Here is a 23,837-nt window from a genome sequence, read left to right on the forward strand (position 1 = left end):
CAACCTGCGGTTTTCCTCAGGTCCGCTCGTTGACACAGCGCAGCACCGGGTACGCGGTGAGCGCGGCGGCGTCCAGGTCACGCCCGGTGGCGACGTGGAAGGTCACGCTCTCGCCGGGCAGCAGGGTGACGAGCTGGTCGTCCACCGTGGCGGCCGGGTCGAGCCGGTCGGGGAAGATCGCCAGCTCGCGCAGGACGGTCGTGGCGGTGACGGTGACCGCGAGGCCGCCCGTCTCCTTCGCCACCACGGCGGTGTACTCGGCCGGCGGGTAGCCCATGGCCGGGTCCTCGGCGAGCGCGAACACGGCCCGTTCGCCGCCCAGCGCGGCGGTGAGCAGGCGGCCGTCCCGGTGCTCGGGCGGGGTGCGGCGCAGGGTGGCGCGGGCGGCCACCGTGACCGGCTCGTCCCGGGTCTCCAGGGCCCGGCCGGACAGGTCGCGGGCGGCCAGTTCGAGCGTGCCGGTCCACTCCTCGTCCGTGTCGTTGACCAGGACGATCTCCGCGCCCTGCCGGGTGATCAGGCGGTCGGCGAAGGAGCGGCGCAGTGCGTACCAGAGGGGCTTTCTGCGGCCCGCGCCGTCGACGGCGGCCCAGGACGTCACCGGCCAGCAGTCGTTGAGTTGCCACACCACGGTCCCCATGCAGTACGGCATCAGCGCACGGAACCGCTCCACCCCGAACGCCATCGCCCGCGCCTGGTTGAGCTGCGTGTAGTAGTGCCAGTCGGCGAAGCTCCCGGGGGCGGGCAGGTGCTCACCGAGGCCGCGCAGCAGCTTGGCCTGACCGTCCTCGGCCTTCTGGTGGGAGGAGTCCGGGGTCAGCGGCTCGTCGGAGGAGGCCGCGCGCAGAGTGGCGTACGTGGGCGGCCCCTGGAAGCCGAACTCGGCCACGAAGCGCGGCGTGTAGTCGGCGTAGTGGGTGTAGTCGGCCGAGTTCCACACGGTCCAGATGTGCACGGTGCCGGTCGAGGGGTCGCGCACGTCCCGGTCGGGCGCCCCCGAGTACGGGCTGCCCGGCCAGTACGGGCGGGTCGGGTCCAGCTCCGCCACGATGCCCGGCAGCAGGTCGAAGTAGAACCCGGCGCCCCAGCTCCGGTCCGCCAGCGGCCCCCGCCAGCCCCAGTGCTGGTGGCCCTCGATGACCTCGTTGTTGCCGCACCACAGCACCAGGCTGGGATGGGCGGCCAGCCGCGCCACGTTGTCGCGCGCCTCGGCCTCGACCTCCGCGCGGAACGGCGCCTCCTCGGGGTAAGCAGAGCAGGCGAACGGGAAGTCCTGCCAGATCAGCAGGCCCGTGCGGTCGGCCAGGGAGTAGAAGTCCTCCGACTCGTAGACGCCGCCGCCCCACACCCGCAGCACGTTCGCGCCGGAGCCGGTGGCCTGGCCGAAGCGCTCGGCCAGGCGTTCCGGGGTGATCCTGGCGGGGAAGCAGTCGTCGGGGATCCAGTTGTAGCCGCGCAGGAACACCGGCCGGCCGTTGACGATCAGGCGGAAGGCGTCCTCGTCCAACTCGACCGTGCGGAAGCCGATCTCGCGCCGCCACTGGTCGGAGCCCGCGCGGACGGTGAGCGGGTAGAGGGGCTGCGCGCCGTGGCCGCGCGGCCACCACCGCTCCGCGTGCGGCACGTCGAGGCGCAGCACGGCCTCGCTCTCGCCCGCCGCCAGCTTGGCCTCGGCGCGCACACCCGCGACGTCGGCGGTGATCGTGATCGGCGCGTCGGCGGTGCGCTCCACGCGTACGTGCACGTCCACGCCGTCGCCGCGCACCAGCGGCCGCACCTCGGCCAGTCGCGCGCCGGACCAGGCGTGCAGGCCGATGGGCCGCCAGATGCCGCTGGTCACCAGCGTCGGCCCCCAGTCCCAGCCGAAGTTGCAGGCCATCTTCCTGATGAACGGGTACGGCTCGTCGTAGGGCCCGGGCCGCTCCCCGTGGCGTTCGCGCTGCTCCTCGGCGTAGGCGTACGGCGCCAGGAAGCTCACTTCGAGCGTGTTGGCGCCCTCGCGCAGCAGGTCGCGCACCTCGAACCGGTAGCGGCGGTGCATGTTGGCGGTCCGGCCGGCCTCCCGGCCGTTCACCCGCACGGTCGCGACCGTGTCGAGCCCCTCGCACACCAGGTCCACGCGCTCGTGGCCGTCGTCGTGCCACTCGAACGAGGTCGCGTAGACCCAGTCGGTGCGGCCGATCCAGCCGAGCCGGGTCTCGTTGTCGTCGCGGTAGGGGTCCTCGATCAGGCCCGCCGCGAGGAGATCGGTGTGCACACTGCCCGGCACCGTGGCTGCCACTGGGGCCGGAATCGTGGAGTCGGCGGTGCGGAGGGTCCAGCCGTCGTGCAGCGGACGGTACACGTGAGTCTCCCTTATGAACCGAATAAGCCCGTCGGGACTCTACGTTTCATCCTTTTCACCGTCAATGCCTGATTAACCGATGAAGCAAGTGATGCACATCTCAAATAATGGTATATTTCGTCTTATAAAGTAAGATTGAGCTAGAGTCGCGCAGCATGACACCTTGGGAGATGGTCGCGGTGCTCGCGGCCGGCGTGGCGGGCGGGGCCATCAACACCGTCGTCGGATCCGGCTCGCTGATCACCTTTCCGACGCTGCTGGCCGTGGGCCTGCCACCGATCACCGCCAACGTGTCCAACAACATCGGCCTGGTGCCCGGCGGGCTGACGGGCGTCATGGGCTATCGGCCGGAGCTGAAGGGCCAGCGCGGGCGACTGCTCCGGCTGGCCCCCGCCTCCGTGGCGGGCGCGCTGGCCGGCGGGCTGCTGCTGCTCAACCTGCCGGAGGCCACGTTCACGGTGGTCGTCACCGTGCTGATCGCCTTGTCCTGCACCCTGGTCATGATCCAGCCGAAGCTGAGCCGCCTGCTGGCGATCCGCCCGGGACGGGCGCACGGCGGGCCGTGGTTGTGGCTGGGCGCGCTCGTCGCCGGCGCGTACGGCGGCTACTTCGGCGCCGGTCAGGGCATTTTGCTCCTCGGCCTGATGGGCATCCTCCTCGACGAGGAGCTCCAGCGGCTCAACGCCGCCAAGAACGTGCTCGTGGTGCTGGTCAACGGCACGGCCGCCATCCTGTACGCCCTCGTCGCCGACGTCGACTGGCTGGCGGTGCTGCTGGTGGCGCTGGGCTCGATGGCCGGCGGCTTCCTGGGCGCCCGGCTGGGCCGCCGGCTGCCTCCCACGTTGCTGCGCGGGTTCATCGTCGTCATCGGCGTCGTGGCGATCATCAAACTGCTCAGCGATTAGGGGTGGTTTGCACTACAAATGAAAATCGTTACCATTATCGGCCATGCGCCTGGATCGTCGTACCTTCCTGTCCGCCGCCGCCGTGGCCCTGGCCGGCTGCGCCTCACAACCCACCAGTGGCGGCACCTCATCGCAGCCCAGCAGGGGCGGCCGACTGCGGGCCGTGTTCGCGGGCGGCGGCGCCCAGGAGAGCCTTGACCCGCATCTGGCCAACCTGTTCCTGGAGGCGTCGCGGTCGAAGGCGATGTTCGACAAGCTCGCCGACTACGGGACCGACGTGTCGATCGTGCCGCGCCTGGCCTCCGGCTGGGAGGCCGACGCCAAGCTCACGACCTGGCGGGTCACGCTGCGCGAGGCCACGTTCCACGACGGCAGGCCGGTACGCGCGGCCGACGTCCTGCACAGCTACGCCCGCATCGCCGACGAGAAGCGCACCTTCCGCGCCAAGGCGAACCTCGCCCTGATCGACCTGAAGAACAGCCGGGCGCGCGGCGACCGCACGGTGGAGTTCCGGCTCGAACGGCCCTACGCCGAGTTCCCCAACGTGCTGGCCGCCTTCGGGGCCTACATCGTGCCCGAGGGCGCCGACGAGTTCAGCCGCCCGGTCGGGTCGGGGCCGTTCTCGTTCGGGTCGTTCCAGCCCGGCCGGTCGCTACTACTCAAGCGGAACCCGGATTACTGGGACGGCGCCCCCTACGTGGACGAGCTCGAATACCTGATCGCCAACGAGGAGTCCGCCCGGGTGAACGCCGTGCTCGGCGGCCAGGCCGACTACGCGCACGACCTGACCCCGGCCACGGCCCGTACGCACCAGGACGGCGGCCGGATGTCGATCGTCCGGCTCACCAACAGCGGCATGCAGGCGTTCGCGATGAAGGTGGACCGGCCGCCCTTCGACGACGTACGGCTGCGTCAGGCCATGTTCCTGCTGGCCGACCGGTCCCAGATGATCGACAGCGTGCTGTCGGGGGCCGGGCAGGTGGGCAACGACCTGTTCGGCAAGGACTACCTCTACTACGCGGACGGCCTCGCGCAGCGTACTCCTGACCTGGAGCGGGCCAAGTGGCTGGTCTCCCAGGCCGGGGCGCGGGGGCTGCGGATCCAGCTCGACACCTCGGCGGCCGCCAGCGGCTTCCTCGAAGCGGCCGGCGTCTTCGCCGACCAGGCCCGTCAGGCGGGGCTGGAGGTGAGCGCGAAGGTCGGCAACAAGGACACGTACTGGGCCGACGTCCTGAACAAGGGCACCATCTGCTGCTACCGCTCCGGCGCCATGCCCATCGAGACGCACATCTCCCAGCGGCTGCTCACCCACTCCACCACGAACGCCACCAAATGGGCCCGTCCCGAGTTCGACGCCCTCTACGACCAGGCCATCGCCAGCCCCGACGAGGCCAAGCGCCGCGAGCTGTACCTGGAGATGCAGCGCACGCTGCACGCCGAGGGCGGCTTCCTCATCTGGGGGTTCGCCGACTGGCTGCTCGGCACCTCGCCCAAGCTGCGCGGCGTGGCCAACGCGCCCGCCAACACGCTCGACTGGGCCCGCTTCGACAAGGTCTGGCTCGGGTGAACCTGGCCCGTTACGCGCTGCGCCGACTGCTGCTCGGCGCGGCGCAGGTGGTGGCGGTGGCGACGCTGGTGTTCGTCCTGACCGAGGCGCTGCCCGGCGACGCCGCCGTCGTGCTGGCCGGGGACATCCCGGACGAGGAGCGCATCGCCCAGCTACGTCACGCCCTGGAGCTGGACCGGCCGGCCGTGGAGCGGTGGGCGGGCTGGCTGGCCGGGCTCCTGCGCGGGGACCTCGGTGTCTCGCTGGTCTCCGGCCGTCCGGTGGCGGGAGTGCTCGCCGACGGGCTGCCGCCGACGCTCGTGCTGGCCGGGGTCACGCTGCTGCTGCTCGTACCCGTCGCGGTGGGGGCGGGGGTGCTCGCGGCGGTGCGGCGGGGCCGCCCGCTCGACCGGGTGCTCACCGGCGTCACCGTCGGCCTGTACTCGATCCCGGAGTTCGCGCTCGGGGTGCTGCTGGTCGCGGTGTTCGCGGTCCGGCTCGGCTGGTTCCCGCCGACGGCGATCGGCGCGCCCCCGAACCTGCTGGAGCAGCCCGCCCTGCTCGTGCTCCCGGTCGCGGTCCTGCTGGCCCGGCCCGTCTGCTCGATCAGCCGCCTGGTGCGGGCCGGCATGATCGACGCGCTCGGCTCCGGTTACGTGGCCCACGCCCGCCGTCTGGGCCTGTCACCCTGGCGGGTACGCCTCACGCACGCGCTCCCCAACGCCCTCGCGCCCGGGGTGCAGCAGCTCGCCAGGACGACGGACTGGCTGCTGGGCGGCGTGATCGTGGTCGAGTCGGTGTTCGTGATCCCGGGGCTCGGCACACTGCTGAACGACTCCGTGGCGGCCAGGGACATCCCGGTGATCCAGGCGCTGTGCGTGCTGTTCGCCACGACGACGGTGGTGGTCAACCTGGCCGCCGACCTGGGGGCCTACCGGCTGACTCCGGCGGGTGCCCGATGAGGGCCCGCCGTGGCGCCGGGGTGGTGCTGCTGGCCGTGCCGCTGCTGCTCGCGCTGCTGGGGCCGTGGCTGGCGGGCGCGCCGGAGCCGCGCGGGGTGTCCTTCGCGCCCGTGCCGCCGCTGGGCACCGACTTCGTAGGACGGGACGTGTGGGAGCAGGTGCTGCTCGGCGGGCGGTCGGTGGTGGCGGTCGCGGGGCTGGCGACGCTGCTGGCCTACGCCGCCGGGGTGCCGCTCGGCATGACGGCGGCGCTGGTCAGGCGGCGGTGGGTGGACGAGCTGCTGATGCGCCCGCTCGACCTGCTGCTGGCGATCCCGTCGCTGCTGCTGCTCATCCTGCTGGCCGCGCTGTTCTCGCCGGGACCGGCCGCGCTCGTGGTGATCGTGGCGCTGATCGGGCTGCCCGAGGTGGTGCGGATCTCGCGGGCGGCCGCGCTGGAGGCGTCGGGCAGCACGGCCATGGAGGCGCTGCGGCTGCAGGGCGAGACGTGGTGGCGGCGGGCCATCGGTTACACCGGCCGTTCGATGCTCACGACGCTGGTGGCCGACGTCGGGGTGCGGCTGGTCGGGGCGCTGTACCTGGTGGCGTCGGCGAGCTTCCTCGGCGTCGGCCTGCCACCGGACGCCGGTGACTGGGCGGTGATGGTCGACCGCAACAGGACCGGGATGTTCCTGCAGCCGTGGGCGGTGCTGGTGCCGGCGCTGCTGATCGTCGCCCTGTCGGTGGGGCTGAACCTGACGTTCGACCGGGCGGTGCGGCGATGATCCTCAAGGTTTCCGGGCTGCGCGCGGAGGTGGACGGCCGGGCGCTGGTGGACGGGGTGTCCCTGGAGCTGGCCGCCGGTGAGGTGCTCGCGCTGGTGGGGGCGTCGGGCAGCGGCAAGACCACGACCGGGCTGGCGCTGCTCGGCGAGCACGCGCCGGGGGTGCGGGTCACGGGCGAGATCCACCTCGCCCCGGGCGCCGTCGCCTACGTCCCGCAACACCCGTCCACCGTCCTCAACCCGGCGCGGCGCGTGGGCGGGGTCCTCCGGGAGATCGCCCGGGCTGCCGGGAGAGCCGGGGAGCTCGCGCGGGTGGTGGAGCGGGCGCGGTTGCCGAAGGAGCTGCTCGGGCGGTATCCGCACCAGCTCTCCGGCGGTCAGCAGCAGCGGGTCGTGCTGGCCCAGGCGCTGCTGCTCGACCCGGTGCTGATCGTCGCCGACGAGCCGACGACCGGCCAGGACGGCCTCATCCGTGCCGAGGTCATCGAGGAGTTCCGTGGCCTGCGCGCGCAGGGGATCGCCCTGGTGCTGCTCAGCCACGACCTGGCCATGGTCCGCGCGCTGGCCGACCGGGTGGCGGTGCTGCACGAGGGCCGCGTCGTCGAGTCGGGCCCGGCCGCCACCGTCCTGGACGCGCCACGGCACGAGTACACCAGGCGGCTGCTCGCCACCCGCCTCACGCCCAGAACGGCGACGGCCTCCGTACCGGCGCTGCTGGAGGTGCGGGAACTGGTGGCCGGGCATCGGCGCGCGCCCGTGCTGAACGGCGTGAGCCTCCAGGCCGGCGCCGGGGAGTGCGTGGCGGTGGTGGGCAGATCGGGCGGCGGCAAGACCACGCTGGCCCGGTGCGTGGCCGGGCTGCATCGGCCCGTTTCCGGCACGGTGGCGCTGGACGGGCGGCCGCTGCCGCGTCACCTGCCGACGCGGGCGCGCGAGGTCCAGTACGTCTTCCAGGACGCCAGGGCCTCCTTCGACCCCTACCGTGGCGTGGCGGCCCAGGTCGCGCGCACGGCCGTACGGCTGCGTGGCACCCGTCCCGATGAGGCGGCCGCGCGGGCGCGGGAGATGCTCGACCGGGTCGGCCTCGACGAGCGCACCTCGGAACGAAGGCCGGCCGCGCTGTCCGGCGGCGAGCTGCAGCGGGCCGCGCTCGCCCGCGCGCTGCTCGCCGAGCCGAAGGTGCTCATCTGCGACGAGATCACCTCGGGCCTGGACGCGCTCGTCCAGGCCGCCATCCTCGACCTGCTCGACGAGTTGCGCCGCGACCTCGGGCTCACCCTGCTGCTCATCAGCCACGACATGGACGTGGTGGCCAGGTCGGCCGACCGCGTCCTGGCGCTGGACGGCGGCCGGATCGAATCGGAGCGAACCCCGTGAATCCCTACACCGTCGTGACCGCCGCGCCGCACCATCTGGAGGGCGCGCGGAAGGTCATGCTCGACACGTTCTACCGCGAGTTCGGCTACGGCTACCAGCCCGCCTGGCACTGGGACGTGGTGGACCTGGAAGCGACGTACCTGCTGACGGCCCGGCACACGCTGATCGTGGCCCTGCACGGCGAGGAGGTGGTCGGCACCACGGCCGTGCGGGCGGGCGGCCCGAAGAGCCCGCCGCATCCGGAGTGGCTGGCCAGGCTCTACCCGGACGACTCGACGGCGCAGCTCTTCCGCGTGTACGTCGCCCCGGCCCACCGCAGGCACGGCCTGGCCCGCGAGATGGTCCGCCGGGCCACCCGTTTCGTCGCGGGCCGCTACCGGTCTCTCTACCTGCACACGGACACCCGCGTACCGGGCGCGGAGGCGTTCTGGCGATCGCTGGCCGAGCCCGTGTACGACGCCCGCGACGGCGACCCCGGCCGCTTCCAGACCCTGCACCTGGAGATCGCCCTGCCCTCAGCCGGTCAGCCCCAGCACGAACGCGACGGGCACGAACGCGACCGTCGCCCCCACCGCCCACCAGCGGGGAGCGGGCCCGTTCCGCAGCACCGACCAGCCCAGCGGCCATAGGGCGACGGCGAGGCCGAGCAGGGCGACCAGGGAGACGGGGTCGGTGCTCCCCTTCAGCACCCCGAGCGGCAGCCCGGCCGCCAGCGCCAGGCACACGCACCTGACCAGGCCCAGCGCCCTGGCCCGGTAGAGGCCGGCGGCGAGCACGATCCAGCCGGCCATGACGCAGATGTTGACGGCCTTGAACACGTGGAACGCGCCGTAGGTGTCCGCCACGACGCGCTGCGCCGCCGCCGGGCCGAGCGCGTCGACGAGCTGGAAGGCCAGGTGGCTCACCCCGGCGTGGAACACCCGCCCGAACAGCCCGAGGATCACCAGCGTGGCGCCCCACTGCGCCCAGCCGGGCCGCGCCAGCCGGGCCAGGGCGGTCACCGCGGGCCAGAGCAGCACGATCCCGGCCGCGTACAGGCTGTAGGAGAGCGCCATCCGCCCGGGATGGGCGGCGTAGGCGGCGAGCTGGCCGGGGAAGAAGTCGTCCTCGCCCACCCGGGTGAGCACGCCGGCGAGCAGCAGCAGCGGCCCGAGCACCAGCCCGGCGCCCTCGGCCCAGCGGCCGGGAATCACGTTCGTCATACCGATCATCCAAGTCACGGCCGGGCGCCGGCACACGGGTGCTGCGGCGAGAACCGGGGGTAGTCCTGGCGCTAGTGCCCGGCCGTGCTCTCCCTGACGATCAGCCGGTGCGGCACCACGATCTCGGATGGCGTGGACGGCGTGCCGGTGATCGACTCCAGCAACGTGTTCACCGCCCGGCGCGCGATCTCGCCCTTGTCCGGCGCGACGGTGGTCAGGCTGGGCGTGCTGAACTGGCCTTCCTCGATGTCGTCCACGCCGACCACGGCCACGTCGTCGGGCACGCGGCGGCCCGCTCGGGTGAGCGCCCGGAGCGCGCCCAGGGCGAGCAGGTCGTTGTAGCAGAACACCGCGTCGGGCGGCTCGGGCAGCGCCAGCAGCCGCTCCATGGCCTGCGCGCCCAGTTTGCGGTGGAAGTGCGGGGTGGACACGACGAGCTCCTCGTCCACCTCCAGCCCGGCGCGGGCGTGGGCCTGCCGGTAGCCGGTGGTGCGGAGCTGGGCGGTCTCGCCCGTCGCGTACGGCTGGTCGCCGATGGCGGCCACCCGGCGGCGGCCCAGGCCGAGCAGGTGCTCGGTGGCCTCGCGGGCGGCGCTCACGTTGTCGATGGCCACGTGGTGGAAGCTGCCGTTGAAGATGTGCTCGCCCAGCAGCACGATCGGGATCCGGTTGCCGCGCTCGCGCAGCTCCTCGGCGGTGACCGACAGCGGGCTGAGCAGCAGGCCATCGAACATGGTGGCCCGCGACTCGCGCCCGAGCAGCTCGCGCTCGCGGTCACCGTCGCCGTCGGTCTGGTCGATCATGACCACGTAGTCGCGCGCGCGGGCGGCCGTGATCACCTCGCGGGCCAGCTCGGCGAAGTAGGGGACGTCCAGCTCGGGGACCACCAGGGCGATCATCCCGGTACGCCCCTGTTTGAGATTGCGCGCGATGAGATTGGGCCGGTAGTCCAGCTCGTCGAGCACGGCCTGCACCCGGGCCCGCAGCTCGTCGGAGACCGGGGCGTAGCCGTTGACGACGTTGGACACCGTGCGGATCGAGACGTTCGCCCGTTTGGCGACGTCGCGCAGGGTTGGACCGGCCATGCGTCTGCTATACCTCCGGCTGCTCGTCCTGTGAAGATCCTAAACCCGCTCTTGCATCGTTGCAGACGAGTATGCATGATGTCTGCATCGTTGCAGAGCCCTCACAGGCTCTTTTTTCGCTCGGCGAGGAGTCGAAGATGTCCACACCCCCGATCGGCCGCCGCGGTTTCCTCCAGGGAGCCCTGGGCATCGGCGCGCTCGCCGCCACGGGCTCGCTCGCCGCGTGCGCCCCCGGCGCTCCCGGCGGTTCCGGCGCGCCGAGCAAGCTGGCCGCGCCGACCGCCTCGGCGTCGGCGGCCAAGGGCGAGATCACCATCTGGAACCGGTCGGGTGACCTGTTCAAGGTGTTCGACGCGGCGATCGGCGAGTTCCGGAAGGCGTACCCGAACGTCAAGGTGAATCACCAGGCCGTGGACATCGACGCCAAGCTGGCCAACACCCTGATCAGCGGGACCGACGTGCCGGACGGCAGCTTCTGGGACGACGCCAAGATCGGCGGGCAGGCCGAGCACCTCTTCGACCTGACGGACCTGATCGCGCCGTACCGGGACCAGACCTCGCCGTACAAGCTGTCGGTCAACACCGTGGACGGCAAGATCTACGGCGTGCCGTGGGACCTGGACCCGGGGCTGCTCTGGTACCGCGAGGACATCCTGGAGAGCGCCGGGGTCGATCCGGCGAGTCTGGCGACGTACGACGACCTGCTGACGGCGTCCCGGACGATCAAGGAGAAGGACCCGAAGACCAAGCCCATCCACCTGGAGAAGACGCCGTTCCTGAGCCAGCTCTGGCTGGAGATGATGGCGAACCAGCAGGGCACCAGCCTGACCGACGCCCAGGGCAAGCTGCGGCTGGACTCGGCGGAATACCGCCGGATCTTCGGCTGGATCCAGTCGGCGGTCAAGGACGGCCTGGTCACCCACGCGCCCTACCTGGAGCCCGCCGACGTCAACACGCTCGACAGCGGCCAGCAGGTGTTCGTGCCGTGGGCGATCTGGTGGTCGTTCGCGCCGCAGCAGTTGCTCAAGGCCACCAAGGGCAAGTGGCGCGCCGCCCCGCTGCCGGCCTGGACGCCGGGCGGCGCGCGCAGCGGCGCCATGGGCGGCAGCAGCTTCGTCATCCCCGCCAAGGCGAAGAACCCGGAGCTGGCCTGGCTGCTGTACGAGTTCCTGTGCTTCAAGGAGCCCGGCTACACCGCCGTGTACGGCCCCAACGACGTCTACCCCGGCGGCCTGTCCACCTCCATCCCCAGCTACACCCCCGCGCTCGACCCGGCCAAGCCGCTGTTCCAGCCCATCGAGGCGCTCGGCGGCCAGGACCTGTGGAAGGTCGCCGTCGAGGCCGCCGCCACCATCCCGGCCGCCGCGCCGATCCCGTGGTGGTGGGCCCAGTCCGTCGACTACCTGGGCGACAACGTGCAGCGCCTGATCGAGGGCAAGATGTCCCCCGACCAGGTGATCACCGAGTCGGGCGAGAAGATCCAGCGCAACCTGATCGACCGCTCATGAGGGCTCCGCGGCTGTCGCCGTACCTGTTCATCGCCCCGTTCTTCGTGGTCTTCGCCGCGTTCGGGATCTACCCGCTGATCTACGCGCTGCAGCTCAGCTTCATGCGCTGGCGGGGCGCGGGCGCGGCCCACTGGGTCGGGGTGGACAACTACCTCTATCTGCTGACCAGCCCGGACTTCTGGGCCTCGCTCGGCAACAGCGCGGTCATGTGGCTGCTCATCGTGCCGATCCAGGTGGTGGCCGGGCTGGGCGGCGCGGTGCTGCTGGCCAACGCCAAGCTGCGGCTGCGCGGGTTCTTCCGGGTGGCGTTCATCGCGCCGTTCGTGACCCCGCTGGTGGCCATGGCGCAGGTGTGGATCGTGGTGTTCGACCAGGACTACGGGCTGATCAACTACGTGCTCAACCTGGCCGGCCTGCCCGACGTGGGCTGGCTGACGTCCACGACGTGGTCCAAGCCGACGCTCGCGCTGCTGTTCCTGTGGAAGACGACCGGGTTCGCGATCATCATCCTGCTCGCGGGCCTGCAGGCCGTCCCCGGCGGCGTGTACGAGGCCGCCTCCCTCGACGGCGCCTCCCGCCGGCGCCAGTTCTGGTCGATCACCGTCCCGCTGGTGCGCAGGAGCATGGCGTTCCTGGTGGTCATCCAGACGCTGGCCGTCTTCCAGATGTTCGCCGAGCCGTTCGTGGTCACCGAGGGCGGCCCGTACGGCTCCACCACCACCGCGGGGCTCTACCTCTACGACCACATCACCGCCTCCGACCTGGGCACCGGCGCCGCGAACTCGTTCCTGCTGGTCCTGCTGGTCTTCGGCCTGTCGCTGGTCTCGGTCAGGCTGCTCCGCCCGAAGGACGAGGTGTCATGAACCAGCCCAGACCAGGGCTCGTCCAGTACGCGGTGCTGGCGCTGCTCGCCGTCGCGTTCCTGTACCCCATCTGGTGGGCGGTCAGCTCCTCGCTCAAACCGGCGGCCGAGATCATCACCAGCCCGCTGTCGATCGGTGAGCTGACCCTGGACAACTACCGGGCGATGTTCGCCGACGTGCCGATCGGCACCGGGTTCGCCAACACGGCGCTGGTGCTGGTGGTCAAGGGCGCGATGACGATGTTCTTCTGCCCGCTGGCCGGCTACGCGTTCGCGAAATACGACTTTCCCGGCAAGAACCTGCTGTTCGGCGTGGTCCTGCTGACGCTCATGCTGCCGACGCTGGTGCTGGTCATCCCGCTGCTGCTGGAGATGAGCTCGCTGGGCTGGGTGAACACCTACCAGGCGCTGATCCTGCCGGGCAGCATCGACGCGTTCAGCATCTTCTGGATGCGGCAGACCATCGCCGCCATCCCCAACGAGCTGATCGACGCCGGGCGGGTGGACGGCGCGGGCGAGTTCGGCATCTTCGCCAAGGTCGTGCTCCCCGTGATCCGCCCCGGGCTGGCCGCGCTGGCCGTGCTCACCACCATGAACGTCTACAACGACTTCGTCTGGCCGGTCGTCGCCGTCAACGACACCTCGCACCAGACCCTCCAGGTGGTCCTTTCCACCCTGGCGCAGAACGTGACCGGCAACCGGATCGGCGCGGACTTCGCCACCGTGTGGGGCGAACTGCTGGCCGCCGGGAGCATCGCCATGCTGCCGCTGCTGGTGATCTTCGTCCTGCTACAGCGCCACTTCATCAACGGCATCCTCGCGGGCAGCGTCAAGGGCTGACCCGGACCCCATGAAACGGAGCACCATGACGCCGCGTGCGGAATATCCCCGGCCCCACTTCGACCGGTCGCACACCTGGTCGAGCCTGAACGGCGACTGGGACTTCCGGGCCGACACCGAGCAGGACTGGAACCGGACCATCACCGTGCCCTTCGCCTGGGAGACACCGGCGTCGGGCATCGAGGAGCACTGGCTGCCCCTGGCCTGGTACCGCCGCCGATTCACCGTCCCCGCCACGTGGGCCGGCCGGCGGGTCGTGCTCCACTTCGGAGCCGTGCACCACGAGGCCACGGTCTGGGTCAACGACGTCGAGGTGGTCACGCACCGCGGCGGGTACACGCCGTTCGAGGCCGACATCACCGGCGCGCTGCGCGGCGACGGCCCGCAGGAGGTCGTCGTACGGGTCTCCTCGCCGACCGACAAGCGGGAGATCGCGCACGGCAAGCAGCGCAGCATCCCGCGCGACGACTTCGACGGCGTGTGCTTCACCCCGTCGTCGGGGATCTGGCAGAGCGTCTGGCTGGAGGGCCGCCCGGCCACCCATCTGACGGCGCTCAAGCTGCGGCCATCGGAACGGCTGGACGGCATCGAGGTGGAGGCCCAGGTGGCGGGCCCGGCCGAGTCGGCGCTGCGGCTGCGGCTGCGCGGCACGAGCCTGTCGGCCGAGGTCCCGATCGTGGACGGGTTCGCGAAGATCGTGCTCCCGGTGGCCGAGCCGCGGCTGTGGACGCCCGAGGACCCGCACCTCTATCACGTGGACGCCACGCTGACCTCGGCCGACGGCACCGACGAGGTCGCGGCCTACACCGGGCTGCGGCGGATCGAGGTGATCGGCGAGGACCTGTACCTCAACGGGCGGCGGCTGTTCGTGCGCGGCGTGCTCGACCAGGGGTACTGGCCGCGCACGGGGATCACCGCGCCCGACGACGCCGCGCTCCGCCACGACATCGAGCTGGCCGCGGCGGCGGGCTACAACCTGGTGCGCAAGCACCTCAAGCTGGAGGACCCGCGCTTCGTCCACCACGCCGACGTGATGGGCATGCTGGTGTGGGCCGAGCCGGCCGCGACCGGGCGCTTCTCGGCGGATTCTGTGGCGGCGTTCGAGGAGCAGATCGCGCCGATGGCCGCGCGCGACGGCAACTCCCCGGCGATCGTCATCTGGGGTCTGTACAACGAGGAGTGGGGCCTGGACTGGGACATCCCCGGTGACCCGGCCAAGCAGGAGGCGGCGGCTCGGGCGTACGAGCTGCTCAAGGCCCTCGACCCGAGCCGGCCCGCGGTGGACAACTCCGGCTGGACCCACGTCAGGACCGACCTGCTCGACTGGCACTACTACGACGAGTCCGCCGCCTCCTGGGGCCGGACGGTCGCCGCGCTCATGGACGGCGACCAGGACGACTTCCCCGTACGGCTCGGGCCCGACTACGTGGTGCGCAAGAAGCTGGCCGGCGTCCCGTCCCAGCCGCTGCGCGGCCTGCCCAACCTCAACAGCGAGTACGGCGGCGGCTTCACCGGCTTCCAGCGGGGCTGGAACCTGCGCTGGCAGACCCAGGAGCTGCGCCGCCACGACCGGCTGGCCGGCTACGTCTACACCGAGCTGTACGACATCGAGCACGAGTCCGCCGGCCTGCTCGACTTCGAGCGCCGGGCCAAGGACCTGGCCGGCGTGGACCCGGCCGACGTCAACGCCACCACGACGTTCGTGCTCGACGTCGTGCCCGTCGCGCCAGGCCGTGACCTGCTGAGCGAGACGGGCGAGGTCACGGTGCCGGTCCGGATCTCGCACCACGGGACCGAGCCGGTCAACGGGCACCTGCACACCACCTGGACCCCCGTGCTCCGCCCCGCCCCCGCCTCGTTCGGAGACGAGGGGCCGTGGGTGGAGGCCAAGCCGTTCCTGCTCAGCGGCCCCGCCGAGATCCACGCCGGGCTGCCCGCGGGCTGGACGAGCGGGCGGCTGCACATCGCCCTGGTCAGCGACGGCGCCGTGCTGGCCAGGTCGGCCGTGGACGTGGACACCCACACCGAGTTCGTCATCGGAGACGACCGTCCCTAACAAAGGAGACAACCGTTGCGATTCGCATCCCCCACCCGCCTGCTGGCGGCGTTAGCCCTGGTCGCGGCGTCCTTGGGCGCACTGGCCGGTCCCGCCTCGGCGGCCCCGGCCGGCCAGGTGCTCTACTCCCCCAACCTGACCACCTTCCCCCAGGGTGACGCCAGTTACCCGAGGGCGATCAGGCTCGACCACGACGGCTCGCCGAACGAGACCATGCTGGCCACGTTCGCCCGCCGTAACCACAGCGGCCCTTCGTCGTTCCCGATCCACCGCAGCACCGACGGCGGGCGCACCTGGTCGGCGAACCCGATCTCGACGGTCACCTCGCACACCGCCGGCTGGGGTCTCGGGGCTCCGGTCCTGTACGAGGTGCCGCGCACCGCGAACGGCCTCAACCAGGGCGACCTGCTGGCCGCCGGGACGGCCTGGGCGGAGGGCAACTTCACGGCCCAGAAGGTCGAGGTGTTCAAGAGCACCGACCACGGGGCGAGCTGGACGTACCTGTCCAACTGCACCCAGACCAGCGGCCTGCCCAACACGATCGGGCACGGCATCTGGGAGCCGTGGTTCCTGCTGGCGCCGAACAACACGCTGGCCTGCTTCATCTCCGACGAGCGGCCGGCGAACACCGCCACGAACAACCAGGTCATCGGCCACTACACCTCCACCAACGGCGGGCAGTCGTGGAGCGCCACGCTGACCCAGGACGTGGCCTTCCCGGCCGACAACCTAGCCAGGCCGGGCATGTCGATCGTGACGGCGCTGCCGAACGGCACCTTTCTGATGGCGTACGAGATGTGCCGGGACGCCACCAACGCCGACCACGCCTGCGAGGTGTACACCAAGACCAGCTCCGACGGGCTGAACTGGGGGTCGGGGGCGGGCACGCTGGTGCGCACGTCGGACGATCGGGAGCTGCTGCACACGCCGTACGTGGCCTGGCTGCCCGGTGGCGGGGCCAACGGGACCCTGCTGCTGTCGGGGCAGCGGGTGGTGGCCGGGCCGACCGGCAACAAGACCGTGCTCGGCGAGTCGGGCCAGGTGCTGTTCGCCAACACGAACCTCGGAGCGGGGGCGTGGACCGAGATCGAGGCGCCGGTGAACATCTCGCCCACCGGGGGCTACTCGGCCGGTGAGCCGTCCTGCCCCGGGTACAGCTCGCCGATCACGCCGCTGGCCAACGGGACCGACTTCCTCTACCTGGCGGCCACCCATCTCACGGGGAACCAGTGCCAGGTCAGGTACGGGATCGGCACACTGCCCGGAAAGGCCGGCCAGATCACCGGGCCCGCGGGGGCCGGCAAGTGCCTGGACGTGGACACCAACACGAACACCAACGGCAACGCGGCCCAGCTCTGGGACTGCGGCGTCGCCACGGGGCAGCGGTGGTCGAAGCATCCTGACGGGACCTTGCGGGCGTTCGGGAAGTGCCTGGACATCGACGCCAACGGGACCGCCAACTTCACCAAGGTGCAGCTCTGGCAGTGCAACACCAACGGCGGGCAGAAGTGGGTGCCCCAGGCGAACGGGTCGCTGCTGAACCCGCAGTCGGGGCGCTGCCTCGACGCCCCGCAGGGCGCCACGGCCAACGGGACCAAGCTCCAGATCTACGACTGCAACGGCCTGGACCCGCAGAAGTGGAACCTGCCCGCATAGACGGCTATCGGAGGAGAAGGGGCGAGCGGCCGATCCTGGACGCTCGCCCGTACTCCGGCACAGCTCCCTTCAACGGGCGCGGCGGGCGGCGGCTCGCTGAACATCGCGGCGCTGCCGGAGCCGGTGCGACTGGTCGTACGGGGCCGCGTACGGCGACGCGACCGGCCACATCTTCCTCATCTCGGCGGCCATCGCCGTCGTCGGCCTGATCGCGACCCTGTTCCTCCAGCCGGTCAAGCTGCGTGACTGCCTCGACCTGCCCGCCCCGGCGGAGAAGGCGCATGTCGGCTGAGTCTTGACCCGTGCTTACCGTTAGTGGATAACGGTATTTCGACAAGGGGAGTAAACCGCACTGTAACGGAGATCCCGATGGCAAGCCTGGTTTCTCCTGCGCTGGTCGGGCGAGACGCCCAGCTGCGATTACTCGTCTCCACCCTCACCAGCCCGCCCGCCGTCACCCAGGTGCAGGGCGAGGCGGGTATAGGAAAGACCAGTCTCGTCCGGGCGGCGATCGACCCGCTGCTCGGCGGCGAGCGGACGGTGCTGCTCGGCCACTGCCACCAGATCCGCGAGCCCTTCCCGTACGGGCCCGTGCTCGACGCCATCCGGCACATCACGCTGCCCGGCCTGGACCGGCTCAGCCCGGTCACCGGCGTGCTGCGCGGCTACCTGCCCGAGCTGGCGGGGCGGCTGCCGGCCGCGCCGTCGCCGTCGCCCCTCGACGACCCGCGCGCCGAGCGGCACCACCTGTTCCGCGCGGTGCACGCGCTGCTGGCCGCGGCGGGGCCCGTCGTGCTGGTGGTCGAGGACCTGCACTGGGCCGACGACGGCACCCGTGACCTGCTGCGCTTCCTGAGCGGCCAGCCGCCGGACGGGCTGGCGCTGGTGGTGACGTTCCGGCGGGAGGAGCTGCCGGTGCCGGGGCTGCCGTTCGGGCACGCGTACCGGCGGGCGCCCGGCGTGCGCTGCGAGGTGATCTCGCTGACGCCGCTCGACGTCGAAGGCGTGCGCAGCCTGACCGGCGCGCTGCTCGGCCATCCGGCACCGATCCCCGGCGCCGCCGGGGCCGCCGCGTTCGCCGCTTTCGCCGCCAAGCTGCACGAACGCACGGCGGGGGTACCGTTCGTGATCGAGGAGGTGGTGCGCTCGCTGCTCGACGACGAGGGCCGCCTGCCCGAACCGGAGGCACTCGATCGCATGGCCGTGCCGATGCTGCTGCGCGAGGCCATGGCCGAACGGCTCACCGGGCTCACCCCGGCCGGCCTGCGCACCGTGCACGCCGCCGCCGTCCTGGGCCTGCCCGCCGACGAACCGCTGATCGCCGCCGTCTCCGGGCTGCCCCAAGAGTCCACCGACCGCGGCCTGAGCCAGGCGCTGCAGGCCGGAGTGCTGCTCGAACACCAGGACGGCCAGTACGGCTTCCGCCACACCCTGGCCCAGCAGGCCGTCTACGACGCCATCCCCGGCCCCGACCGCAGGCTCACCCACCGCCGCGCCATGGACGCCCTGGCCGCGCTCGACCCGCCACCCCTGGTCCAGCTCGCCCACCACGCCCGCCGCGCCGGCGACTTCGCCGCCTGGCAGCATCACGGCAGCGCCGCCGCCGACCACGCCGCCGCCCTCGGCGACATCCCGCTGGCCGTCGAGGTGCTCGAAGGGCTGCTCGCCGACCCCAAGCTCCCCAGCGACGCCCGCGGCCCGCTGGCGCTGCGGCTCAGCAGGGTCGCCGCGATCGGCCTGTCGCACCGGCGGGTCGTCCGCATCCTGCGCCACCTGCTCTCCGACGACTTCCTGTCCCAGCGGGTACGCGGCGAGGCCCGCCTCAACCTGGGCGTGCTGCTGTCCAACCAGGCGGGCTCGGTCGCCGCCGGCCGCCAGGAGATCCTGGCCGCGCTCCCCGACCTGACCGACAGCCCCAGCCTCGCCGCCCGCGGCCTGGCCCTGCTGGCGATGCCCGCGTGGGGCGCCGAGCCGCTCGCCACGCACGAGGAGTGGATGGCCCAGGCGGAGAAGCTCCTGCTGGAGGACCAGGACCCCGAGCTGACCGCCGCCGTGCTGGCCAACAAGGTCAGCCTGGCCATGCTGGTGGGCGCGCAGGACGCGTTCGAGCTGGCCGGCACGCTGCCGGTCAACGACCCGTCCACGGCGGTGCGCAGGCAGGTGGCGCGCGGCTACTCCAACCTGTACGACGCCGCCCTCGCGCTCGGGCACTACGAGGCGGCCGAGCGGTTCGCGGGCCAGAGCAGGCGGATCGCCGAGGAGACCGGCGCGCTCTACCCGGTGTTCCTGGTCGAGATGTCGTCGATCCGCCTCGACCTGCTGACCGGGCGCTGGGACGGCCTGCGCGAACGGGCCGCCGCCGCCGTGGAGACGCTGTTCGAGGCGCCGCTGCTCGCGGTCGACGCCCGGCTGGCGCTCGGCGTGCTGGCCCTGGCCAGGGGCGAGTGGGACGAGGCCGGCGAGCAGTTCGAGGCGGCCGGCGTACGGGATCTGGACTCGGGCTTTCTGCCCGTCGCCGTGGCGGCCTCCAGCGGGCTGGTCGAGCTCCACCTGACCAGGGGCGCGCTGGAGGAGGCGCTGCGCGAGGCCGGCGCGGCGGTGACCAGGCTGCGCCGCAAGGGCGTCTGGGTGTGGGGCGACTGGCTCGTGCCCACCTCGGTGGCGGCGCTGCTGCGGGCCCGGCGCGCGGAGGAGGCGGCCGGGCTGGTGGCCGAGTTCGCGGCGGGGATCGAGGGCAGGAACGCGCCGTCGGCGTACGCGGGGCTCGACTCCGCGCGGGGGGCGCTGGCCTGGTACGCGGGCGGGTTCGACGAGGCGGCCCGGTGTTTCGCGCGGGCGCGGGAGGCGTACCAGGCGATGCCCCGGCCCTACGCGGCGGCGCGAGCGGCCGAGTGGGAGGTGGGCGCGTGCCTGGCGCTCGGGGACCGGGAGCGGGCCGCCGGCCTGGTCGCCGACGCCGTCGAGTGGTACGCGGCGCTCGGCGCCACCCACGACGCGGCCCGCTGCCGGCGGCTGCTGCGCGAGATCGGCGGGACGAGCGCGCCCCGGCGCGGCAGGAGGACCGGGAGCGGGGTGCTGTCGCCCCGGGAGAGCGAGGTCGCCCGGCTGGTCGCGCTCGGGCGGACGAACAGGGAGATCGCCGAGGTGCTGTTCCTGTCGCAGCGGACCGTGGACACGCACGTGGCGAAGGTGCTGCAGAAGCTGGGAGTGCGGACGCGGGCAGAGGTGCGGGAGCCCCTCGCGGGGCCCCCGCAGGATGGTCAGACGGTGATGCTCCAGGAGTCGAGGAAGCCGGTGTCACCGGAGTAGACGTCCTCGATGTCCAGCACCCAGGTGCCGGCCGCCTGCTGGCTCACCGGGACGGAGAACGTCCTGGTGCCGTACTGGGTGCACGTCGTGCCGCCGTAGCGGTCGACCGCGTACCAGGTGCCGTTGGGGCCGCGTACCCAGATGTCGAGGTCCTCCGCGCAGGTGTGGCTGATCGTGATGGACAACTGGACCGGGGTGGTCGCGGTGCCCGACGCGGTGGAGACGATGGAGCTCTGGGTGTTGCTGAAGTCGGCGATCGGATAGTTGGTGCCGTTGGTGAACGTCCGGCCGCCCGAGGTGCTCTGCACGGTCAGCGCGTACGTCGTCGTGCGCGTCGCCGTCTCACCCGTGCCGGTCACCGTGACGGTGTAGCTGCCGGCCGGCGTGGTGGCCGCGGTCGAGATCGTCAGCGTGGACGAGCTCCCCGAGGACACCGAGGCCGGGCTGAACGCGGCCGTGGCGCCCGTGGGCAGGCCGCTCGCCGACAGGTTCACGGTCTGGGCGGTGCCCGCCGTGGTGGTCGTACCGATCGTGGACGTCGCCGCCGAGCCCGCCTGCACGGTGCCGGAGGCCGGGTTCGCCGAGATCGAGAAGTCGCGCGTGGGCGGGGTGCCGCCGACCGCCTGCTTCCAGATCGCGTACATGGCCGCGTCCGCCGCCCGGTCCAGGATCGTGTCGTTGATGTTGGTGGTGGTGTCGCAGGAGGCGTGGTAGCAGGAGTCGTACGCCCGCGCCGCCGTGCCGCCCCACTTGGCCGCCTGCGCCGACGTCTTCGTGGCGCTGGCACCCGCCGCGACGCCCGAGCTGGCGATGCCGGCGTTGCGGAAGGAGGCGTCGTCGGAGCGGTTGGCGCCCTCGACGTTCTCCTCGGGCTGGAGGCTGAGCCGGTCGTAGAACTCCTTCAGGTACGTGGCCCCGGCGGTGTTGATGTTGTTGATGAAGTAACCGCCGTTGGTGGAGCCCGTCATGTCGTAGTTGTAGTAGACCTGGATCCGCGACCGCTCGGCGGCGCTGAGCGAGGCGACGTAGAACTCTGAGCCGTTCAGCCCCTGCTCCTCGTCGCTCCACCAGCCGAACCTGACGTGCTTGGCCAGCGTCGGGTTCCGCTGCGCCAGGGTCAGCGCGACCTCAAGGAGGTTCGCCGAGCCCGAGGCGTTGTCGTTGATGCCGGGTCCGGCCGACACGCTGTCGAGGTGCGCGCCGGACATGATGACCTGGTTGGCGTCGCCGCCGGGCCAGTCGGCGATCAGGTTCGGGCCCGCGCCGCTGGTGCAGGTGCTCGTGCCGCAGGCCTGCCGGACGACGTTGTACCCGGCCGCGCGCAGTTGGTTCTCGACGTAGGTGACCGACTGCAGGTAGCCGTTCGTGGTCGACCTGCGGTTGCCGCCGTTGCTGGTCGCGATCGACTGGAACTGCGTGAGGTGCGCCTTGATGTTGGCCAGGCTGATGTCCGGCGGGTCGTCACCGCCCGGGCCCGTGGCGACCGTGAGGGTGTAGGTGGCGGTGTGGCTGGTCGTGCCCGCGCCGGTCACGGTGATCCGGTGCGTCCCCTGCGCCGTGGACGCCCCGACCGACAGCCGCAGCGTCGAGGAGCCGCCCGAGGTCACCGAGGCCGGGGTGAAGGTCGCCGTGGTGCCGGAGGGCAGCCCCGACGCGGTCAGGTTCACGGTCTGGGCGCTGCCCGAGGTGGTCTGCGTGTTGACCGTGGCCGTCACCTGCTGGCCCGGTGCCGTACTGCCGGCCGACGGGTTGAGGGTGAGCGAGAAGTCGTTGCCCGGCGTGCCGCACGCGGGCTCGCCCGACGCCGCCGCCACGCTGACCGCGCTCCACGCCGCCTTGGTGGTGTTGCACTCGGCGCTGCTCGCGCCGAACAGCTCGATGGCGGCCGCGACCGAGGCGGCGCGCACGTTGGTGTAGCGCCAGCTCGACGTCTTACGGCCGAGCGCGCCCATGAAGATCTTGCCGGCGTTCTGGATGCCGACGCCGGTGACCGACGAGGGCCCGCCGGAGCAGATCGGGCTGGCCGGCTTGCCGCCGCCCGGGTTGTTGCCCTCGGCCAGCAGGTAGAACCAGTGGTTCAGCGGGCCCGCCGCCGCGTGCACCTCCGTGCTCGGGATCGAGGAGGAGTAGCAGTTGGGGTCGCCGAGCGCGCTCGGGTTGTACATGTTGCGGATCGGCCCCTGGCCGACCAGGTTGACCTCCTCGCCCACCAGGTAGTCGGGCGGGTCGCCGGCGTGGTTGGCGTACGCCTCGGTGAGCGCGCCGAAGATGTCGCCGGTGGCCTCGTTGAGCCCGCCGTTCTCGTTGCCGGAGCCGGCGCCGCCGGGCGTGGTCTGGAAGATGGCGTGCCCGAACTCGTGGGCCACGACGTCGATGGGGGTCGCCTGCGCGGTGTTGGCCTGGTTGTGGCCGAAGTTGGTGTAGCTGCCGTTCCAGTAGGCGTTGACGTCATTGAGGCCGACGCGGGCGGGGAAGCCGCGGCCGCTGCCGTTGATGCCGTTGCGGCCCAGCCAGTCGCGCAGCATGTCCCATTCGCGCTGGACGCCGTAGAGGGCGTCCACGCAGGCGGTCTCCAGGTTGGTGCCGGAGCCGGTGCCCCACGCGTCGTCCGTACCGGTGTAGGCGCTGCCGTTCTGCCCGCCGCACTGGATGCCGGGCCTGGTGGTGTCGGTCATCGAGTACGAGCTGCCGGAGCCGCTGGTGTTGATCGTGACCTGGCCGTAGTAGTAGCCGTTGCCGGTGCCCGCGCGGACGAGGTCGTAGGAGTCGGCGATCTCGCCGGTCCTGGCGTCCACGAACACGTGCTGGATGCTCGGCTTGCTGCCGGCGATGCCGCCGACCACGGCCTCCCACGTCAGCCTGGGCTTGTCGCCCCAGGCCAGCACGACCAGGCGGGGCTCGGCGGTGTCGTCCACCCGCGAGAGCTTCGTCTTGGCCACCCGGGTGGCCCGCGCGGCGCTGATCGTGGCGGTGGTCGGCACGCCGCTCGGGCTCGCGTCGCTCGCCGCGACCGTGTCCCTGACGTTCCCCGCCGCGTCGGTCACGACGACGGCGTCGCCGCCGACCATCGGCAGTCCCTTGTACGTGCGCTCGTACGCCACGTAGAACATGTCGCTCGCGCCCGGGGTGACCGAGACCCGGCTGTAGGCCTCGTCCGGGCCTCTGGTGAGCTCGTCGAGCTGGCTGGAGACGGCCTTGTCCGCGACCGCGGCCGCGAGCGAGGCGGGGTCGGCCGCCGCGAGCGTGCGGTTTCCCTGGGACTTGGCCGCCCCGGGAGGGGCGGCGTTCGCCGATGGCACGGGTAATGCCATCGTCGCGGCCGTGGCGATGCCTACGACCGCCGCGAGTAAGGCTTTACGTTTCACGCTGCAGTGCTCCTTTCGGCGTTTCCCCGGGCCGCCGGGAGCTTGTGAGCACACGAC

17 protein-coding genes are annotated in these 23,837 nt (G+C 72.0%); 12 read left to right on the forward strand and 5 right to left on the reverse strand.

Annotation, left to right across the window (positions count from 1 at the left end; all coding sequences use genetic code 11):
• Window positions 1-16 precede the first annotated feature (16 nt).
• The gene (locus tag C4V41_RS34335; protein ID WP_103960136.1) at window positions 17-2,344 is read right to left on the reverse strand and encodes a glycoside hydrolase family 2 protein; all 2,328 of its coding nucleotides are present in this window, start codon (window positions 2,342-2,344) and stop codon (window positions 17-19) included.
• Window positions 2,345-2,499: 155 nt separating this feature from the next.
• On the opposite strand from C4V41_RS34335, the gene C4V41_RS34340 reads away from it, so the two are divergent.
• Genes C4V41_RS34340 through C4V41_RS34365 form a run of 6 tightly spaced genes read left to right on the forward strand, consistent with a single transcriptional unit; the run spans window position 2,500 to window position 8,526 of the window.
• Complete coding sequence (locus C4V41_RS34340; protein WP_103960137.1) at window positions 2,500-3,249, forward strand: sulfite exporter TauE/SafE family protein; 750 nt, start codon at window positions 2,500-2,502, stop codon at window positions 3,247-3,249.
• Window positions 3,250-3,292: 43 nt separating this feature from the next.
• Window positions 3,293-4,816, forward strand: a complete 1,524-nt coding sequence (locus tag C4V41_RS34345; protein WP_103960138.1) for an ABC transporter substrate-binding protein — start codon at window positions 3,293-3,295, stop codon at window positions 4,814-4,816.
• Entirely contained in the window at window positions 4,813-5,757 is a 945-nt protein-coding gene (locus tag C4V41_RS34350) for an ABC transporter permease (protein ID WP_103960139.1), read from the forward strand. The genes C4V41_RS34345 and C4V41_RS34350 overlap by 4 nt, the downstream gene beginning before the upstream one ends.
• Complete coding sequence (locus C4V41_RS34355; RefSeq protein WP_103960140.1) at window positions 5,754-6,521, forward strand: ABC transporter permease subunit; 768 nt, start codon at window positions 5,754-5,756, stop codon at window positions 6,519-6,521. Before C4V41_RS34350 ends, C4V41_RS34355 begins: the two co-directional genes overlap by 4 nt.
• Window positions 6,518-7,897 carry an ABC transporter ATP-binding protein gene (locus C4V41_RS34360; RefSeq protein ID WP_103960141.1) on the forward strand — a complete coding sequence of 460 codons (1,380 nt, stop codon included), beginning with the start codon at window positions 6,518-6,520 and terminating at the stop codon, window positions 7,895-7,897. Before C4V41_RS34355 ends, C4V41_RS34360 begins: the two co-directional genes overlap by 4 nt.
• Complete coding sequence (locus tag C4V41_RS34365) at window positions 7,894-8,526, forward strand: GNAT family N-acetyltransferase (RefSeq protein ID WP_200824428.1); 633 nt, start codon at window positions 7,894-7,896, stop codon at window positions 8,524-8,526. The genes C4V41_RS34360 and C4V41_RS34365 overlap by 4 nt, the downstream gene beginning before the upstream one ends.
• Here C4V41_RS34365 and C4V41_RS60975 read toward each other — a convergent pair.
• Complete coding sequence (locus tag C4V41_RS60975) at window positions 8,413-9,099, reverse strand: hypothetical protein (protein ID WP_235030544.1); 687 nt, start codon at window positions 9,097-9,099, stop codon at window positions 8,413-8,415. The two genes, C4V41_RS34365 and C4V41_RS60975, sit on opposite strands and share 114 nt — an antisense overlap.
• A 71-nt stretch (window positions 9,100-9,170) precedes the next feature.
• A complete protein-coding gene (locus tag C4V41_RS34375) occupies window positions 9,171-10,184 on the reverse strand; it encodes a LacI family DNA-binding transcriptional regulator (protein ID WP_103960143.1) in 1,014 nt (337 codons plus the stop codon).
• Window positions 10,185-10,321: 137 nt separating this feature from the next.
• Between C4V41_RS34375 and C4V41_RS34380 the strand changes: the two genes are divergently transcribed.
• Genes C4V41_RS34380 through C4V41_RS34400 form a run of 5 tightly spaced genes read left to right on the forward strand, consistent with a single transcriptional unit; the run spans window position 10,322 to window position 17,106 of the window.
• The gene (locus C4V41_RS34380; protein WP_103960144.1) at window positions 10,322-11,692 is read left to right on the forward strand and encodes an ABC transporter substrate-binding protein; all 1,371 of its coding nucleotides are present in this window, start codon (window positions 10,322-10,324) and stop codon (window positions 11,690-11,692) included.
• Window positions 11,689-12,555, forward strand: a complete 867-nt coding sequence (locus C4V41_RS34385; RefSeq protein WP_103960145.1) for a carbohydrate ABC transporter permease — start codon at window positions 11,689-11,691, stop codon at window positions 12,553-12,555. The genes C4V41_RS34380 and C4V41_RS34385 overlap by 4 nt, the downstream gene beginning before the upstream one ends.
• Window positions 12,552-13,394, forward strand: a complete 843-nt coding sequence (locus tag C4V41_RS34390; protein ID WP_103960146.1) for a carbohydrate ABC transporter permease — start codon at window positions 12,552-12,554, stop codon at window positions 13,392-13,394. Before C4V41_RS34385 ends, C4V41_RS34390 begins: the two co-directional genes overlap by 4 nt.
• Before the next feature lie 25 nt (window positions 13,395-13,419).
• Window positions 13,420-15,450 carry a glycoside hydrolase family 2 protein gene (locus C4V41_RS34395; RefSeq protein WP_103960147.1) on the forward strand — a complete coding sequence of 677 codons (2,031 nt, stop codon included), beginning with the start codon at window positions 13,420-13,422 and terminating at the stop codon, window positions 15,448-15,450.
• A 15-nt stretch (window positions 15,451-15,465) separates the two neighbouring features.
• Complete coding sequence (locus C4V41_RS34400) at window positions 15,466-17,106, forward strand: ricin-type beta-trefoil lectin domain protein (protein ID WP_235030545.1); 1,641 nt, start codon at window positions 15,466-15,468, stop codon at window positions 17,104-17,106.
• 69 nt (window positions 17,107-17,175) lie between these two features.
• Here the strand turns inward: C4V41_RS34400 and C4V41_RS62175 are convergent, their stop codons facing one another.
• Entirely contained in the window at window positions 17,176-17,343 is a 168-nt protein-coding gene (locus tag C4V41_RS62175) for a hypothetical protein (protein ID WP_160150493.1), read from the reverse strand.
• A 132-nt stretch (window positions 17,344-17,475) separates the two neighbouring features.
• On the opposite strand from C4V41_RS62175, the gene C4V41_RS34410 reads away from it, so the two are divergent.
• The gene (locus tag C4V41_RS34410; protein WP_103960148.1) at window positions 17,476-20,415 is read left to right on the forward strand and encodes an ATP-binding protein; all 2,940 of its coding nucleotides are present in this window, start codon (window positions 17,476-17,478) and stop codon (window positions 20,413-20,415) included.
• On the opposite strand, the gene C4V41_RS34415 is transcribed toward C4V41_RS34410, so the two are convergent.
• A complete protein-coding gene (locus C4V41_RS34415) occupies window positions 20,367-23,780 on the reverse strand; it encodes a M28 family peptidase (protein ID WP_235030546.1) in 3,414 nt (1,137 codons plus the stop codon). The genes C4V41_RS34410 and C4V41_RS34415 overlap by 49 nt on opposite strands.
• Window positions 23,781-23,837 lie beyond the last annotated feature (57 nt).

It is taken from the genome of Nonomuraea solani, assembly GCF_900108335.1.
GTDB lineage: Bacteria > Actinomycetota > Actinomycetes > Streptosporangiales > Streptosporangiaceae > Nonomuraea > Nonomuraea solani.